Annotated in this window: 10 protein-coding genes; 6 read left to right on the plus strand and 4 right to left on the minus strand. The window is 63.9% G+C overall.

What is annotated here, in order from left to right; translation table 11 throughout:
* Positions 1 to 36 precede the first annotated feature (36 nt).
* Both GEV39_RS13355 and GEV39_RS13360 read right to left on the minus strand, forming a co-directional pair.
* The gene (locus GEV39_RS13355; protein WP_173889624.1) at positions 37 to 1,155 is read right to left on the minus strand and encodes a glycosyltransferase 61 family protein; all 1,119 of its coding nucleotides are present in this window, start codon (positions 1,153 to 1,155) and stop codon (positions 37 to 39) included.
* 73 nt (positions 1,156 to 1,228) lie between these two features.
* Positions 1,229 to 2,383, minus strand: a complete 1,155-nt coding sequence (locus tag GEV39_RS13360) for a GNAT family N-acetyltransferase (RefSeq protein ID WP_173889626.1) — start codon at positions 2,381 to 2,383, stop codon at positions 1,229 to 1,231.
* Between the two features lie 321 nt (positions 2,384 to 2,704).
* Here GEV39_RS13360 and GEV39_RS13365 point away from each other — a divergent pair, with 321 nt between their 5' ends.
* From GEV39_RS13365 to GEV39_RS13380, 4 genes are all read left to right on the plus strand, one after another.
* Positions 2,705 to 6,529 (plus strand): dermonecrotic toxin domain-containing protein, encoded by a 3,825-nt coding sequence (locus GEV39_RS13365; protein ID WP_173889628.1) that lies wholly within the window; start codon positions 2,705 to 2,707, stop codon positions 6,527 to 6,529.
* Positions 6,530 to 6,674: 145 nt separating this feature from the next.
* Positions 6,675 to 8,294 carry an NADP-dependent glyceraldehyde-3-phosphate dehydrogenase gene (locus tag GEV39_RS13370; protein ID WP_173889630.1) on the plus strand — a complete coding sequence of 540 codons (1,620 nt, stop codon included), beginning with the start codon at positions 6,675 to 6,677 and terminating at the stop codon, positions 8,292 to 8,294.
* Between the two features lie 214 nt (positions 8,295 to 8,508).
* On the plus strand, positions 8,509 to 9,690 hold the full coding sequence (locus GEV39_RS13375) for a DUF8534 domain-containing protein (protein WP_173889632.1): 1,182 nt from the start codon (positions 8,509 to 8,511) through the stop codon (positions 9,688 to 9,690).
* Positions 9,691 to 9,789: 99 nt separating this feature from the next.
* Positions 9,790 to 12,558, plus strand: a complete 2,769-nt coding sequence (locus GEV39_RS13380) for an amino acid adenylation domain-containing protein (RefSeq protein WP_173889634.1) — start codon at positions 9,790 to 9,792, stop codon at positions 12,556 to 12,558.
* On the opposite strand, the gene GEV39_RS13385 is transcribed toward GEV39_RS13380, so the two are convergent.
* Positions 12,555 to 13,034, minus strand: a complete 480-nt coding sequence (locus tag GEV39_RS13385; RefSeq protein ID WP_009685570.1) for an isochorismatase family protein — start codon at positions 13,032 to 13,034, stop codon at positions 12,555 to 12,557. The two genes, GEV39_RS13380 and GEV39_RS13385, sit on opposite strands and share 4 nt — an antisense overlap.
* Before the next feature lie 178 nt (positions 13,035 to 13,212).
* Here GEV39_RS13385 and GEV39_RS13390 point away from each other — a divergent pair, with 178 nt between their 5' ends.
* Together GEV39_RS13390 and GEV39_RS13395 are read left to right on the plus strand one after the other, a co-directional pair.
* A complete protein-coding gene (locus tag GEV39_RS13390) occupies positions 13,213 to 14,076 on the plus strand; it encodes a sensor domain-containing diguanylate cyclase (protein ID WP_173889636.1) in 864 nt (287 codons plus the stop codon).
* Positions 14,077 to 14,082: 6 nt separating this feature from the next.
* Positions 14,083 to 14,757 carry a class I SAM-dependent methyltransferase gene (locus GEV39_RS13395; RefSeq protein ID WP_173889638.1) on the plus strand — a complete coding sequence of 225 codons (675 nt, stop codon included), beginning with the start codon at positions 14,083 to 14,085 and terminating at the stop codon, positions 14,755 to 14,757.
* Between the two features lie 64 nt (positions 14,758 to 14,821).
* Here the strand turns inward: GEV39_RS13395 and quiC are convergent, their stop codons facing one another.
* Complete coding sequence (quiC, locus tag GEV39_RS13400; protein WP_173889640.1) at positions 14,822 to 16,729, minus strand: 3-dehydroshikimate dehydratase QuiC; 1,908 nt, start codon at positions 16,727 to 16,729, stop codon at positions 14,822 to 14,824.
* Positions 16,730 to 16,769 lie beyond the last annotated feature (40 nt).

Here is a 16,769-nt window from a genome sequence, read left to right on the forward strand (position 1 = left end):
CCATCCCCAGTTGCCGTGTGCCTGGATACTACACAGTTATTGCGGGAACAGGTCCAGGGTGCGTTCCACTTCACCGATATCGACCCTGAACCCGTCGCCCTCCGGCAGACCGACCACGAAGCCGAAGTGCTGATGATCACGGTCGGTCAGGTACTTGTAGTAGCTGACGAAGCGGTTCGGCGGCTGCAGCGTCAGCAGGCAGCCGCCGGGCTGCAGCACATTAACGCCATGCACCAGTTGGCTACCCTCCACGCCAATCACCACCTTGGCCCCGGCGCAGGCGGCGATGATGCTCGGCACATCCGACTTGAGCGGGTTGACGATGCGAAAACCCCGAGTAACCCGCAGGTGCTCGGCAAGCGCCAGCTCGTTGCGCAGCAGGCGCAGGTCACCATCACCGCCGCGCAGCAGGAACACACCCGGGTGCGGCGCATGGGCGACATGCGCCAACAGCTTGTCGCCCATGGCACGGTAGCGGGCATGCCGGCTGCGGTTGTTGCTCTGATCGTCGAACAGCACCAGCTCCCGGAAAAACGCGCTGCGCAGGCGCAGCGGCTGCATGTCCAACCAGGCTTCGTAGGCCGGCGCCTGGGTGAACAACGGGTACCTGGCCGACGGTGCCGTAGTCACCGGCACACCCTCGTTGCAGGCCAGCGCATACGTGGGGCAATCCTCCATCAGCCAGGTGCCGAACCACGAGTTGCCATTCTGCGTGCAGTAGATGGCAGCGCGGTCGATTTCATGGTCCACCACAATGCGCGGGAAAGTGTTCGGCTTCTGCGACAACCAGTGGCTGGCCTTACCTTTGTACAACGCCCCGTCGACCAGCCAGACATCCTTGATCAGGTAGCCACGGGTCGGCCCTTGCAACGCACTGATGCCACCCTCCATGGTGCGCGCCGGGTGCACGTAGGGGTAGAACCGCTTGCCTTCCCATCCAGTCACCCGCTCCAACTGCCCCGGCAGGTAAATGGCCGGTGGCGCCACCGTGGTCTCGCCCGGGGCGATGTCCCAACTTTTGCTGGCAAGGCTTTTGACGTCGATCGGCGGGGTTCTGCCCAACCGTTTGCGGGCGATGTAGCGGTAGGCAGCGAGGGTCCAGCTGCGTTGCGCAGCGGCCGGCGAAGCATTGAACTGCGAGATGTCGCTTCTCATGAAGCGTCCCCCCTTGATGACGAAGGTTCAGCGCAAGGCGCAAAGTGATGACTCAACGCATCCTTGCGCCCCTTCAACTGCACACTACGCGCTGCATGATGGGGGGAGACTGCTGGTTGGCGTAGCGGTTGCGCAGAGCTTGCACGAAGGGTTCGCCAATGGCGTTGTCGCCGTAGAGGTAGATCTTGTGCAGGCCGCCGAACACCATCTCATGGTAGCGGCTGGCAACTTCCTCATCGCTGGGGCCTGCTGGCAGGCCCAGGTGCAGGGTCAGTTTGTCGCCTTCCATGGCAAACATGGGCGTGTCCCAGAGAAACTTCGCCGCGCCGGTCTTCGGCAGCCGCACGAACAGGTAAGCATGGTTGCCCAACGAATCGATGTCGCCCCCACGCCGCCGCTTCCACTTCAGCAAGCCGTCGTCCGGGCGCGCCAGGCACAGGCCGATGTCGTAATAATCGAAGCCGTGTTCCAGTGCCCATTCCAAGGCCATGAAGGTGGTGATCGAGTTCACTTCGCGCAACTTCTTGGCATCTGAAAACACCGCTTCGCAATAGCCGAAGCGCAAGGTGCTCCAGTAACGCTTGCCATCGCGCACCACTTCGCAGCCAAGGTGGCAGCCGATAACCTCATCGCCGCAGGTGATCAGGTCGAGCCGCCCGACACTCTGGGCAATGCGGAACACTTCGTCGGTGGGAAACTGCGCCGCATGAATGCCTTGCCTGGCAGTCGCGTACGGCCGCAACAGCTCACGGTCGGCCATGGCAATCTCGTCATCGGCAAGTGCCTGACGCATCTGATAAAGCGGGCGGTTCTTGCGAATGCTACGCCGCAATTCACTGTCGTAACGCGCGGTGATGTCTTCCAGGGGGCGCCCCAGTGGCACCACGGCGCTCAGATAGTGCGGCACCGACAGCGCGCCGGTAGTGGGCATTTCGCTGATCAGCACTACATGGTCGGCAGGTGCGCTGGCACTGGCGCTTTCCACGATCGCTGCACTGCCCTGCCCCTTGCCGCCAATCAGCAGCTTGGCCATTTCCCGTTGGTGCTTGCGGCCGATGTAAAGGATCTCGTAAGGGCTTTCCTGTTGCAGCCGAAACCTGGCAACTTCCCAGCGCCACAAACAGGCGCGCGCCATGACCTCACGCACTTGGCTACCCAACTGTCTGATTTCGTAACGGGTGGAGGGCGATATGAGTTTCCGCGCCGCTGCGGTCAAGGTCGCTTTCATTTCTGCTTCCACGTCCATTGAAGTGCCAGGGGTGTATCGGAACAACAGATAAACAGCGAAAAACACTTAACGCATTGATATTGAACGGTGACACCGTAAATAAACTTCACATTCAGTAACAATTTAAGGTGGCCCAAATCACTTTGGCAAGTGGCACTTGGCTGGTATTTGTCTGAATTATTCTGGCGCCAAATTTCCTGCCGCCACTGCGTTTATTGGCAATAAATTGCTATAAGCGTGCCGACATCACGGTAACCTGTTACCACTTCGCTATCGATAACTGGCGTTTGATGCCTTCTTTGCATAAAGAGGTGCATCATCATGATAGGCAACAATCCCCACCACGCCCTGCTCGCGGCACAACTGCCGCATTGGGCGCGTCGTGCCACCCCTGGGCAATGGGGCTTTCTACAGGCCAGTCAACTTGACCCGTGGCAGTTGCAGGACGAGTTCAACAATGCCGCACCCGACCTGCGCGAGGCGGTTTTCGCCAGCCATAACCAGTTGCTGCATGCGCAAGCGGCGTTGGCAAAGGCGCTCAATGGGCTCAAGCAGATCAGTGAGTTTGCCGAACCGCTGCTACACGGCCGCCTGGCAGAACACGGGCTGGATACGCCCTTGCTCGATACTCAACTATTGCGGGTCGAGCACGATTGGCATTGGCTTGGGCTGTGCCATCTTTCCAGCCATCGTCGCGATAACCTGCTCCAGACTGCCCTGCAGAACTTCGCCGATGATGAAACGTTCACACCCGAGAGTGCCATCGCCAGAAGTGGTGATATCCAGGTTTTTGCAGTTGAAGTACCCGGCACGGTACCGATTGGCATGCAAACGCCCGCAGCACACTTCACCCTGCGGTCCGAGCGCTACCAGGTGAAGCCCCTGCCTCTGGCCCCCCAGGCATTCGCGGCGCTGTGCCGGGAGCTGGACCTGGGCGGCGCCTACCAGACCCACCTGGACCAGCACCTGGCCCGGCCCGAAACCCGGGCACTGGCTGTGCGTTTACAACAAGCACGCTTGCGCCTGGCCGCCGACCTGGCCTACCTGCGGCACCAGCTGGACGGGGCCTCGCGGGACGAAGTGCAGCGGCTGCTACAAGGTCACCCCGTGCAATGTTGGCAGCTGGCGCTGTTTGGCATCCCCCTGCACGAGGTCATGCTGATCGATGCCGGCGCGCACGGGCTGGTACTGCATATGCCGGGCCACGAACCGGCCCTGTACCTGTGCAGTGACCTGGCGGCGGTGCACGCCACACTGGCAACCCTGCTTGTGGAACCCGCTGAACGTCAGGCATTCGCCGCCTATATCCAGCAGGATGAACAGGCGCACTTCTTCGACGTGCTGCAGCAGAACCTGGATGCGGCCGGCAATACCGCCTTCGACCGCCCATGGCCACGCGCAGCGCAGGCTGACCTGCGCCTGACCCGCCAGGCGATCACGCGCGAACCGTTCGGCTACTGCCATGACCAGTATCTGCTGCGCCTCAAGCATGAAGCCAGCCTGCTTGCGGTGCCCACCGCAGCCGCGGACGCCAGCGCCAGGGCCAGGCGGCTCGAAGCGTGGGAAAACCTGGGCTGGGACGCGCTCAATGCCGCCGCATTCTTCGTGCCCGGTGTCGGCACCTTGATGCTGGCAGTGACCGCCTGCCAGCTGCTGGGGGAAGTGGTGGAAGGCTACGAGGACTGGCAAGCAGGCGACCGCCAGCTGGCCCTGCGACACCTCGAGGCTATCGGCCTTAACCTGGCCCTGCTCGGTGGCTTCGTGGCGGCGGGCCAGGTGCTGCCCAAACTGTTCGGCAGCCCTTTGATGAACAACTTGCAGGAGGTGCGCAGCGATGATGGCCGCTACCGGCTTTGGAACCAGGACCTGGCACCTTACCGCAGTGACGTGCAACTTCCGGCCGACGTGCATGCCAATGCCCAGGGCCAGTACCTGCATGAGGGGCGCCTGTTCATCCGGATGGACCGCCACCTCTACGAACAACGCTTCGATGACGCCCGGCAACAATGGCGCATCGTTCATCCACAAGCAGCCGAAGCCTGGCAGCCGCCACTGGAGCACAACACTCAAGGCGCCTGGCGCGGTGAGCACGAGCAACCCGGCGACTGGTCGTTAGAGACAAGCGTACGCCGCCTGGGCGAGGCCTACGCCGCCTTCACCCCAGCGCAGGTCGAACAAGCCGGCCGCATCTGCGGCATCGACAACGAGCAGCTGCGCCAGGTGCATGTCGAAGGGCTGCCACCGCCCCCGCTGCTGCTCGACACCCTGCAACGCCTGAATGCGCAAGCCGCGGTGCAGGCCCTTGGCGACAGCGCACCGCCAGGGCTGTTCCAGCAACTGTACGAGGGCAATGGCGCGGTAGCGCCAGCGGTGCAGCAGCTACTCGACACCTACCCAAGGCTAACGTCCCCCCTGGCCCGGCGCATGCTGATGCGTTTGAACGCCGCCGACACCGCTGTCTGGCAAGCGCATGGCAAGCTCCCTGCGTGGTTTGGCATGCAGCTGCAACAGCTGGACAGTGAATTGCCGCTGGTCCGTGCCCTCGAGGGTGTGGTGCAACCGGCATTTGCCAGCGACGACAGTGAACGGTTGGTGTTCAGTGCACTCGACGCTCTGCCAGGCTGGCCCCGCGACCTGGGCCTGCAACTGCGCGCGGTAAGCCCTCAAGGGCCGCTGCTGGCACGGGTTGGCACTGAGCACGCCAGCCTGCAAAGCCGGGTAATCAAGTCGGCAGAAGGCTACGAAGCAGACCTGGGTCAGCGGCCTGCCCCGGCAAAACGGGATCGGGACCTTTGCCGTGCAGTGGCGCAGGCGCTGCCAGCGCATGCCCGGCAATCCCTGGGTACGGCAGCCGACGGCAATGCCTTACGCCAGCACCTGCTGGGCTGGGTTGCCGAACACCGGCAGACCCTGCCACAGCGCCTATGGGGCCCGCGGGCCGTGCGGCCCAGGCCAACGGCTGGCTTGCGCGGCGGTCGCCCGCTGGCGCCGCTTGCGCCTCAGCCCCGGCAAACCGGCTCGGTAGAAGGCGCTTATCGGCGGATCTACCCCAATGCCAGCGATGCCGAAATCCAGGCCTGGCTGGGCCATGGAGAGGAGGAGCCACTCGCCGACGACCTGAGCTCGACCACCCAACGCCTGCGCGATCTGCACCAGCGCCTGCAGGACCTGCGTGCCGACCTGCAACGCTGGGTGCAGGCAGACCCTGCGCGCGCAGCGCAGCGCCAGCCAGCGGTACGCCCTTTGGTCAACGCCTGGCGGCGCCTTTCAACCCTGCCGTTTGCCGCCACGGGGCGCATGTATAGCCTCGAGCTTTCCGGCCTGGGGCTGAACGACGAGGACCTTGCGAGCCTGGCGTTGCCGGATGATTTCGCCCATGTCGAGCACCTTTCGCTCACTTATAACAACGAGTTGAGCCACTTGCCGGCAGCGTTCACGCAGCGCTTCCCCAACCTCAGGCGCCTGATGCTGTCGGATTGCCGCTTCGACCGTGTACCGCGCCTGCCCCAGCCGTGGCAACTGCACTGGCTGGACCTGGACAGCAACCGGATTACCTGGGATGCCAATGCCCAGCAAACACTGGATCGCTACACGCGGCTGGTGCAGCTGGACCTGTCGGACAACCCGCTGATCAGCGCACCGGACCTGCGTAATCTTGCGCAACTGAAAACCCTGTTCCTAACCGGTTGCAGCCTCGTCGAGCTGCCGCAAGGCCTGGACCAGATCAGCGAACCGTTCGTGCTGGACCTGGCCTCCAACCAGTTTCAGCACCTGCCCGCAAACTTCGCTGTCCCCCGGCCCGTCGCCGATGCCTTGCGCCTTGAAAGCGAGTGGCTGGGCGCGCCCCTGCGCGCTCAGATCGACGCCTACAATGCCGCGCACCAGGTCGACCTGCTGGTCAGCGAAAGCGACTATCTGGATTTCTTTGAGGAGACTGGCCCCGACGAAGCGGCGCTGTGGCAGCGCCTGCCACTGCCGTACCGCCGTGACCTCAGAGCTTTGCTGGACATGGAGCCATTCCTGTCGCAACCGCAGCAAGCACGTGTGGAGTTCTGGCGACGGCTGGCCGTGCTCGAGGCCGATCCGGAACTGAACCAAGCAGGGTCGAGACCCCCGGCGCACGAACTGTTCACCCAGCAGCTTTAGGCAACAAGCGGCGCCTGGTCGATCAGCCAGGCGCTGCGCTCAGGGGTGTACCACACTGGTGTTTTTCCCGGCGCCGGTGCATGCTCAGTGCTGAAGCGATTCACCTGGCTTGAAATCCGCCCTGTAAATGTGAGGTGCAGTAACCATGGACCGTCTGCTCGATTCACTCTTCCCCACCGCTGATAGCATCCCGGAAACCTGGCGCCTGGGGGGCCCAATGGAACAACGCGAATACCTGGTCAACGGGCAACTGCGAACCTGGGACGGCCCGCTGGCCACGGTGCGCAGCCCAGTGTGGCTCAAGCAGGGTGACGAGGAGCAGCAGGTCATACTGGGCAGCGCCCCCTTGCTCGATGCGGATACCGCCCTCACCGCCCTCGATGCCGCCGTGCAGGCCTACGACAAGGGCCGCGGCGCCTGGCCGAACATGCGGGTGGCCGAGCGTATTCAGCACGTCGAGACCTTCCTCGCCCGTATGCGCGAACAGCGCCAGGCGGTGGTCAAGTTGCTGATGTGGGAGATCGGCAAGAACCTCAAGGACTCGGAAAAGGAATTCGACCGTACCTGCGACTACATCGTCGATACGATCAATGCCCTCAAAGACCTCGACCGCCGTTCCAGCCGCTTCGAACTGGAACAAGGCACGCTGGGCCAGATTCGCCGCGCCCCGCTTGGCGTGGCGCTGTGCATGGGCCCCTACAACTACCCGCTGAACGAAACCTTCACCACGCTGATCCCGGCGCTGATCATGGGTAACACCGTGGTGTTCAAACCGGCCAAGTTCGGCGTGCTGCTGATCCGCCCGCTGCTCGAAGCGTTCCGCGACAGCTTCCCCCCTGGGGTGATCAACGTCATTTACGGGCGCGGCCGCGAAACGGTCAGCGCACTGATGGCCAGTGGCAAGGTCGACGTGTTCGCCTTCATCGGCACGCACAAGGCTGCCAGCGATTTGAAAAAACTGCACCCACGCCCGCACCGCTTGCGCGCGGCCCTGGGCCTGGATGCCAAGAACCCTGGCATCGTGCTGCCGCAGGTCGACCTCGACAACGCGGTCGAAGAAGCGGTGACCGGGGCGTTGTCATTCAACGGGCAGCGCTGCACGGCCCTGAAGATCCTGTTTGTGCACGAGGACGTGGTCGAGGCCTTCCTCGACAAGTTCCAGCGCAAGCTGGCCGCGCTCAAGCCCGGCATGCCGTGGGAACCTGGCGTGGCCCTGACACCCCTGCCCGAGCCCGGCAAAGTCGACTACCTCGATGGCCTGGTCGCCGATGCCAGGGCCAAGGGTGCCCAGGTGCTCAACGAAGGCGGCGGCCACAGCCGCGGCTCGTTCTTCTACCCGGCGCTGTTGTACCCGGTCAACCACAGCATGCGTGTGTACCACGAAGAGCAGTTCGGCCCGCTGGTACCGGTGGTGCCCTACCGCGACCTGCAAACGGTGATCGACTATGTGCTGGACTCTGACTACGGCCAGCAACTGAGCCTGTTCGGCAACGACCCGCAGACCATCGGCAGCCTGGTCGATATATTCGCCAACCAGGTCGGGCGCATCAACATCAACGCGCAATGCCAGCGTGGCCCTGACACCTACCCGTTCAACGGCCGCAAGAACAGCGCCGAAGGCACCTTGTCGGTGCATGACGCCTTGCGCGTATTCTCGATCCGTACGTTGGTGGCCACGCGCTTCCAGGAAGCCAACAAGGAACTGATCAGCGACATCATTCGCAATCGCCAGTCCAGCTTCCTGACCACGGACTACATCTTCTGACCGCTCGCTTTTGCGCCTGCATGACCGATTCCAGGCAACAGGGCACCGCACCGGTGCCCCTTGCCCAGGCGCATCGACATGGCAGCCCAACCCAAGACTGAGCGCCGACGAAAGCCGCGCCCGCACCCGGGGACATGTTCGGCGTAACTGAGCGGCGAGTTGAAAGCGGCAGCGCTTTGCTTGAAGCTTGAGGCTCGTAGCTTGGAGCTGCTTCATGCGAATCATCGACAAAACCGCCACCCAGGTGCGCAGCCTGACCCCTGCCGAAGAAGAGCTGCTGGTCGGCTTTGCCACAGGCACCCTGGGCGGCCCGCGCCTGCTGCAGGCCAATCAGCTACTGATGAAGGTGCGCAATGCCAACCAGTGGCTGGCCTGCGATTGCCGTAACGACGCCTTGCCGGTGCTCAATGTCACGCTCAATGGCAACACCGGCACGTTGTTCCTGAAGAACAACCCGGGTACCGCCGAGCATGCGCCCGGTTGCCCCTTCAGCAAAGACGAGCGCGAAGCCGCCGAGCGCGAAAACAACCCCGCGCCACCCGCCGCCTGGCTGCCACCCGATACGCCCCTGCGCCTGATTGGCGACTTCCGTGCCGGCGGCGCTGGCGAGGGTGGCGAAGGCAGCGAGCGACGCGCACAGCAGCGCCTGCTGGCGCTGTTGCTGACCTGGATCGAGACCAGTGGCCTGAACCTGTATGTCACGCACCTGAAGAAGGACCTGACCGGGCAGTTTGCCGAACTGCGCAGCGTGGCAAGCCGCTACCCGCTGCTGGAGCGGGTGCCGGCCAGCAACTACCTGGAAACCCGCCTGGACATGAAGCACATGATGATGCTCAAGGCTCGGTTGCGTGAAGCCAAGGTGTTCGGCAACCACCGCCGGCACGGCCTGTTGCTTGACTGCGTCGATCAGATCAAGGGGCGCAAGCTGTTCAACAACCGCAACGAAGACGGTTTCGACTTCCAGGGGCATCACTTGTACTGGGGCGGCAGCCGCACCGGCGGACCGCTGCTGGCGCTGACGCTTTATTCGCCGACCAGCGCCGGCAGCCACTACTACGAGCTGATCCATGTGGCCAGCGTGCCCGTGCTGTCCCGCGCCCACCTGTTCCCCGTGTACCGCGACGAAGAGCGTGAGCCGCTCAAGGCGTTGGTGTCGTTGGTCGACTGGATGGCCAGCAAGGGTGTGAAAGTGCAGATGCGCCGGCCGGTGATTGGTGGCGAGGTGGCAGACGAGTTGGTCATGACCTCGGATCAGGACCGGGTATTGTCGATATCGCTACTGGAACAACCGCTGGGCCCCGAGCCGGACGCGGAAAACTTCAAGCGCTACGCCGATTTCAAAAGCCCGGAAACCTTCCGCAAGTTCGTTGCCGGATTCTTCATGCGCGAACGTTGAACCGCGGCTGTTTTTCGCACGCATTGGCGCCATGGGCCAGCCTGCACTAGCGTAGTGCTACCAGCCAGGCAAAACGTTCATGCGGAGCCCCAACCCATCATGCCGGACCTGCGCCCGAACCCGACGCTATGCCTGCAGTACCGTGCCGAGCAGCCTATTCACCAAGCCTTCCTGCAACAGGCTGAGCGTTGTCCCGAAGCCCCTGCAATCATCACAGCGGACAGGCTTTGCACATACGCCCAGCTAGCGCAGATCAGCCAAGGCATCGCTGCGCATTTGCTGGAAAATACCGCCAATAGCGACGACCGTGTGCTGATTGTTGCCGAACGGGGCGCGGCGCTGGTCTACGCCATGCTTGGCTGCCTGCGCGCCGGGCGGGCGTTCAGCGTGGCCGATGCGGCCTACCCTGCCGCCCGCCTGCAGCAGCTCGCCAGCAGCTTGGCACCTCGGGTAGTCCTGCGCTGTGGCCAGGCACACGTCGAAGCCGCAAACGCCAGTGTGCTGTCTGTGCCGCAGGACCCGGTCGAGGCACTGCACGCCTTTCACCGGCCAAAGGCGCAACTGCCCGCGGTCAGCGCAGAGCAAGCGGCGTACATCACCTTCACCTCGGGCAGCACCGGCGAGCCCAAGGCGATCGTTACCCATCATGCGCCGCTGGTGCACTTCATCGACTGGCATGTGCAACAGCACGGGTTGACCCAAGCCGACACGTTCTCGTTACTGTCCGGCCTCGGCCACGACCCGGTTTACCGCGATGTGTTCACGCCACTGTCGCTGGGCGCCAGCATTGCCTGCCCGGCCCAGGCCAGCATTACCGACCCTGCACAGCTGGCCAGCTGGATTGCGTTGCACCGCGTCAGTGTCATTCACCTCACCCCACCGCTGGGCAAGCTGATCGAGACCGGCGCGCAGCTGCAGGGCCAGCTGTTCAGGCAACTGCGTTACCTGTTCTGGGGCGGCGATGCACTCAGCCCGGCGCTGTACCAGCAAATGCGTGCCGTGGCGCCGAATGCCGTCAACGTAAATTTCTATGGCACCACCGAAACCCCGCAAGCCATGGCGTACCACACGCTCGACCCGACCGCGGAACAGGCCCGGGTGCCCCTGGGCAAAGGCATCGCCGATGCTCAACTGCTGGTCGTGAACGCGGCCGGGCAACTGGTGGGCGAAGGTGAAACCGGCGAAATCCTGATCCGCAGCCCCTACCTGTCCCTTGGCTATTGGGGCGACCCGGCGCTGACCGAAGCCAGGTTCATCACCAACCCGTTCACGGGGCTGGCCAGCGACCGCTGCTACCGCACTGGCGACCTGGGCACTTACCTGGCCGATGGCAGTGCCTGTTTCCTCGGCCGGGCTGACGGCCAGGTGAAAGTGCGGGGGCACCGCGTGGAACTGGCGGAGATAGAAAACGCCATCAGCCGTCTGCCTGTTGTCCGGCAGTGCGTAGTACTGGCCAACCATGACCACCCCTTGCCCCGCCTGATTGCCTACTGCGTCCTGCATCAGCCCGGCAGCGCCGACGACCTGCGCCTGGCTGTCGCCCGCCACTTGCCGGACTACATGGTGCCGGCACTGTTCATCTTCGTGCAGGCCATACCGCTGACCCCGAACGGCAAGGTCGACAAACGCGCCCTGCCCGCCCCGGTTCAAGAGCCGACCAGCCAACCCTCGTCAGCGCTGGCCGAGAAGCTGTCCCGCGAGTGGGCACGAATACTGCGGGTGCCGCGCCTGGACCCGCGCTTGAGCTTTGTCGAGCTGGGCGGTGACTCGCTTTCATTCGTACAGGCCTCGAGGGTACTCGAGGGGTTGATCGGCCACCTGCCAGAGCGCTGGGAAAGCCTGCCGGTCAACCGGCTGGCCGAGCTCAGCGCACCGCATGAAGGCGGCTGGCGGGCCATGGAGATGCCGGTGTTCGTGCGTATGCTCGCCATCATCCTGATCGTGGTCGGCCACCTCAGCGGCATGAGCCCTTGGCCGATCGTGGGCGAAACGTCGGTACTGTTCCTGGTCTCAGGCATCAGCCTGGCGCGTTTCCAGCTCAAGGCCATTGAAACCCGCGGAGATGCACGCACACTGCTGCCGTCCCTGGCCGCAATCGTGGTGCCAACCGTGCTGTATACCGCCCTGCTGCAACTGGTGTTCGACCGGGTGCATTGGCAATCGCTGCTGTTAGTGTCCAACTGGTTTGCGACCGGCGAGGTTGGCCTGTTCAACTACTGGTATATCGAAGTGCTGGTGCAGATGATCGTGATCATTGGCCTGGTGCTGTCGAGCAAGCGGGTGCGCCAGGCCGTCAACGCCGCCCCGTTCCGCTGGCTGATCCTGGCTGCCTGTACGCTGGTAGCGGTGGATGTGTTGCTCGACCGCTGGGTGTTCGACGCCAGTGGCCTGCTGCACCGGGTGCCGCAACACTTCCTGGCGGTGATGGTGCTGGGCATGGCCGTGCACCATGCCGATACCCCCGCACGCAAAGCGTTGGCCAGCGCGGTAGCGGTGCTGGTGGTCGCAGAACTGGACCTGATGGCGGTGGCCGGTATTGGTTGGCAGGCCGTCACCCACTACGTCGATATTGCCTTGCCGGCGATGCTGGCGCTGATCTGGCTGCGCGCAGTCCCCGTACCGGCCTGGCTGGCACGTGCGGGTGCGGTGATTGCTTCGGCCACCTTGTTCATCTACCTGACGCACTTCCAGTTCCAGTCGGTGGCGGACCGTATCGCCCCATACCTGCTGTTCGAGGTTGCCTTGGCCATCGCCGGGGGCGTGGCCGCGAGTGTTGCGTGGAATACCAGCACGCGCTGGCTGCTCAGCCGCTGGCGGGCTGGCCGAAAAACGCGCGGGGATGATGACGGGGTGCAACGCGTGACCTAGCCCGCCAGTTCAGCCAGGACTTCAGCCGACGTGGTGACCTGGCGGAAGTGGTGCTGCCATAGCTCGATGCCAAGCTTGCCGGAACGGTCCAGCGAGGAGCCGACCGTCATGTCGGTGACCAGGGTAGGCATCAGCCCGGCATCGAACAGGGCAAAGCCGGCGGCCAGCACACAGGTTTCGGTCTGCAGGCCACACACCAGCACGCGCTCCACGCCCATTTGCCGGATGTACGCGATCGCTTCGGCGCTTTGCCCGTAACCATGCTTGACGAACACCTGGTCAGCCTCCACCAGGCTTTCGTCCTCTGCCGCCGGGTGCCAGCCAAGCTGGCGGGCAAACGGCGTGACCCGCTCGTCGTGCAATTCGACCGAGGCTACGGTAGGAATATTGGCTGACAACCGACGCAGCCCATCGACCAGCCACTCGGGCGGGCTGAAGGTGGACTGGACATCGACGATTAACAACACCTGGCGCATGGGCGAATTCCGGCACGGGCAAAAGCGCGGAGTATAACGCGCTTGCACTGCTGCGGTGGCCACCCACGTCTGGCTGGCGCTCAGGCACGGCCAAACTGTCCAGTAAAGGCTTGCCCCCCGGTCACATCCGGCGCTGTTTCAGCTATGATCGGGCATCCCGCCGAGGACGCCGTGAACCATGCCCGTAGACCTGCACGCGTTGTACCCCAGGCTGATCCACCTGATGCTCGACACGGTCTTCGTGGTCGACCGGGACAACCAGATCATCTTTGTCAGCGATGCCTGCGAAGCGCTGCTGGGCTACCGGGCATGCGAGCTGGTCGGTACCGCGATTACCGACCACATGCACCCCGAAGACCTGGCAACCACCCGCGCTTCGATCCTGCGGGTCATGAACGGCCAACCGCATTACGACTTTCACAACCGCTACATCCGCAAGGACGGTGGCGTGGTACATATACTCTGGGCGGCCTGTTGGTCAGATGAGGCCCAAGCCCGCATCGGCGTGGCGCGGGACATTACCGCCCAGCACCAGGCCGAAGCCGAACTGCGCTTTCTGGCGCATCACGACCCGCTGACCCGGCTGGCCAACCGGGCCATGTTCAACCAACGGCTCGACGCCGCGCTGGCCAGCGCCCGGCGGCATGACCGCCCGCTGGCATTGCTGTTTCTCGATATCAACGATTTCAAGCAAATCAATGATAACCACGGCCACAGCGTGGGCGACCGGGTACTGTGCACACTGGCCCGGCGCCTGGAAAGTTGCGTAGCGGGCAGCGCGACGGTGGCGCGGATGGGCGGTGACGAGTTCACCGTGCTGTTGCCCGATTGCCCGTCAGCCGAGGTCGTGGCCGCACAGGTGCAGCATATCCTGGCCGTCATGGCCGAGCCGCTGGATGCCGAGTTGGCCGGGCTCCAGGCACCTTCCTGCAGCATCGGCATCGCGCGCTTCCCCGAAGACGGCACCGATGCCGACATGCTGCTGCGCCATGCTGACGGCCACATGTACCGGGTCAAACGGCAACGCACCGCGGCAGGCTGAACACAGATGAACAGGCGCGACCCTGAAGACGCTTTGCTCGACAGCTGGCAGCACAATGCCCAGGCCTGGATTGACGCGGTACGCAGCGGCGCCATCGAGAGCCGTCGCGAGGTGACTGACGCCGCCATCGTACTGGCGATACTAAGCCGCCAGCCCAGCCGCATACTCGACCTTGGCTGCGGAGAAGGCTGGTTGCTGCGCGCGCTGCATGCCCGGGGTATCGAGGCGGTGGGTGTCGATGGTGATCCGGCGCTGGTGGCGGCTGCGCGGGCTGAAGGCGCCGCGCAGGTGCACCTGGCCAGTTATGCGCAGCTGGCTGCTGCACAGGTGCAGGTGGGCGAAGACTATGACCTGGTCTGCGCCAACTTCGCCTTGCTGCACCAAGACATCATCCCGTTGCTGGCCGCGATGGGTGAGTTGCTGGTGCGGGGTGGTGCACTGGTGATCCAGACCCTCCACCCCTGGAGCGCCGCAGAGGGCGACTATCAGGACGGCTGGCGTGAGGAATCGTTTGCCGGATTCGCCGGGCACTGGCGGGCGATGCCATGGTACTTCCGCACCCTTGGCAGTTGGCTGAACGCGCTGGAGATGGCCGGGTTGCGCCTGGTTGGCCTGCAGGAACCGCAGCACCCGCAACGCGCGGTGCCGCAGTCGCTGCTCCTGGTAGCCGAGCGCCGTTGAAACTGGCGCGGCCTGGCGTCGCCATGGGGCGCATGACGCCCCAGGCTCCAGCGCCACCGCGTGGTCAGAGCACCGGCTTGCGCACTGCGCCGCTCCGGGCTTTGGCCATGGCCGCCAGGCGCACCGCGACGTTAGCCGCACCGTAGCCGCTATAACCCCCCTTGCGCTGGATGATCTCGAAGAAAAAGCGCTCTTCAAATGGCTCGGTGTACACATGGAACAGCTCGCCACCCTGGGCATCGCGGTCGTAGAGCACGTTGTAGTAAGCCAACTCGCTGAGGAACTCGTCGTCGAAATCGAAGCGCGCCGCCAGGTCGTCATAGTAGTTCAGCGGAATTTCCAGCAACGGCACACCGGCCAGCTTGGCGCGCGCCACTTCGCTGAAGATGTCGTCGCAATCGAAGGCAATATGGTGCACCCCGGAACCGCGATAACTGGACAGCGCATGAGCAATGGCGGTGTTGCGGTTTTCCGAAATGTTCAGCGGCAGGCGCAAGGTGCCGCACTGGCTGCGCAGGGCTCGGCTCTTGACCAGGCCGTACGGGTCGGGCAGCACCACCTCGTCGTCGGCGGCGAAATCGAACAGGCTCTTGTAGAACAACACCCAGCTGTCCAGCGACTCGGCTGGCAGCGCCAGGGCCATGTGGTCGATGCGGCGCAGGCCACCGGTGGCGGTTGCGCTCGGGTCCAGGCTGAAGTCGGTGTCATACAGGGTATGCCCGGCGGTGCCCTGCTCTACCAGGTACAACAGGCTGCCATCGGGTGCGCGTACCGCTGGCACCTCGCACTCGTTGGGGCCGACCAGGCCGCGGAACGGCTGGCCACGGTAGGCAGTGGCACGCTTGAGCGCAGCCTGCTGGTCCTTGACCCGCAGCGCGGTGGCGCACAATGACGGGCCATGGGCTTCGAAGAAGTTGTGGCCAAAGGAGTAAGGCTCTGCGTTCAACACGATGTTGATATCGCCCTGGCGCAGCAGTTGCACTTCCTTGCTGCGGTGCTTGCCCGCTTCGGCAAAGCCCAGCCGCTTCAGCCAACTGCCGAGGCGCGCGCCTACGGCCTCATCGACCGCAAATTCCAGGAACTCGACGCCGTCATAGCGACTGGCCGCGGGTGGGGTGAACAATACGCCAGGCTCGATCGGGGTATTTTCCTGTTCCAGGCGCAGCCGGGTTTGCTCTTCCAGGTACAACAACGAGCGCAGGCCGTCGGCGGCGTTCTGCCGGGTGGGCGCTGCACGGAAGCCGTCATTGAAGATTTCCAGCGACAGCGGGCCACGGTAGCCGGTGGCCAGGATCGGCGCGAGGAAGCCGGCCATGTCCATTTCGCCTTGCCCCGGGAAGCAGCGGAAGTGGCGGCTCCACTCCAGCACGTCCATCGCCAGGATCGGTGCGTCAGCCATCTGTACGAAGAAAATCTTGTCGCCAGGGATGTCGCGGATCGCGCGCGGGTCGCCCTTGAGCGACAAGGTATGGAAACTGTCGAGGATCACCCCGAGGGACGGGTGGTCAGCCTGACGCACCAGGTTCCAGACCTGCTGGTAGGTGTTGACGTGGCGGCCCCAGGCCAGCGCTTCGTAACCGATACGCAGGCCACGCTTGCCAGCATGTTCGGCAAGCAGCCGCAGGTCGTCGACCAGCACCTGTTCATCGCCCAGGGCATCGGCCTGGACGTTGCTGCACACCAGCACCAGGTCAGTACCCAGCTCCTGCATCAGGTCGAACTTGCGCTCGGCGCGGTCCAGGTTTTTCTGCAGGCGGTCGCGGCGGCAGCCTTCGAAATCACGAAACGGCTGGAACAAGGTAATGGCAATACCCAGGTCGGCGCACATCTGCCGCACCTGGCGGGGGCTGCCGGCATAATAGAGCAAGTCATTTTCGAAGATCTCGACGCCGTCGAAACCGGCGGCGGCGATGGCTTCGAGCTTTTCCGGCAGGGTGCCGCTCAAGGACACGGTAGCGATCGAACGCTGCATGGCGGGAGTTCCTTGTTGTTTGGAAGGTATACAGTGCCAG

Origin of the sequence: Pseudomonas sp. NY5710 (assembly GCF_013305665.1) — a bacterium.
GTDB classification, from domain to species: Bacteria; Pseudomonadota; Gammaproteobacteria; order Pseudomonadales; family Pseudomonadaceae; genus Aquipseudomonas; species Aquipseudomonas juntendi.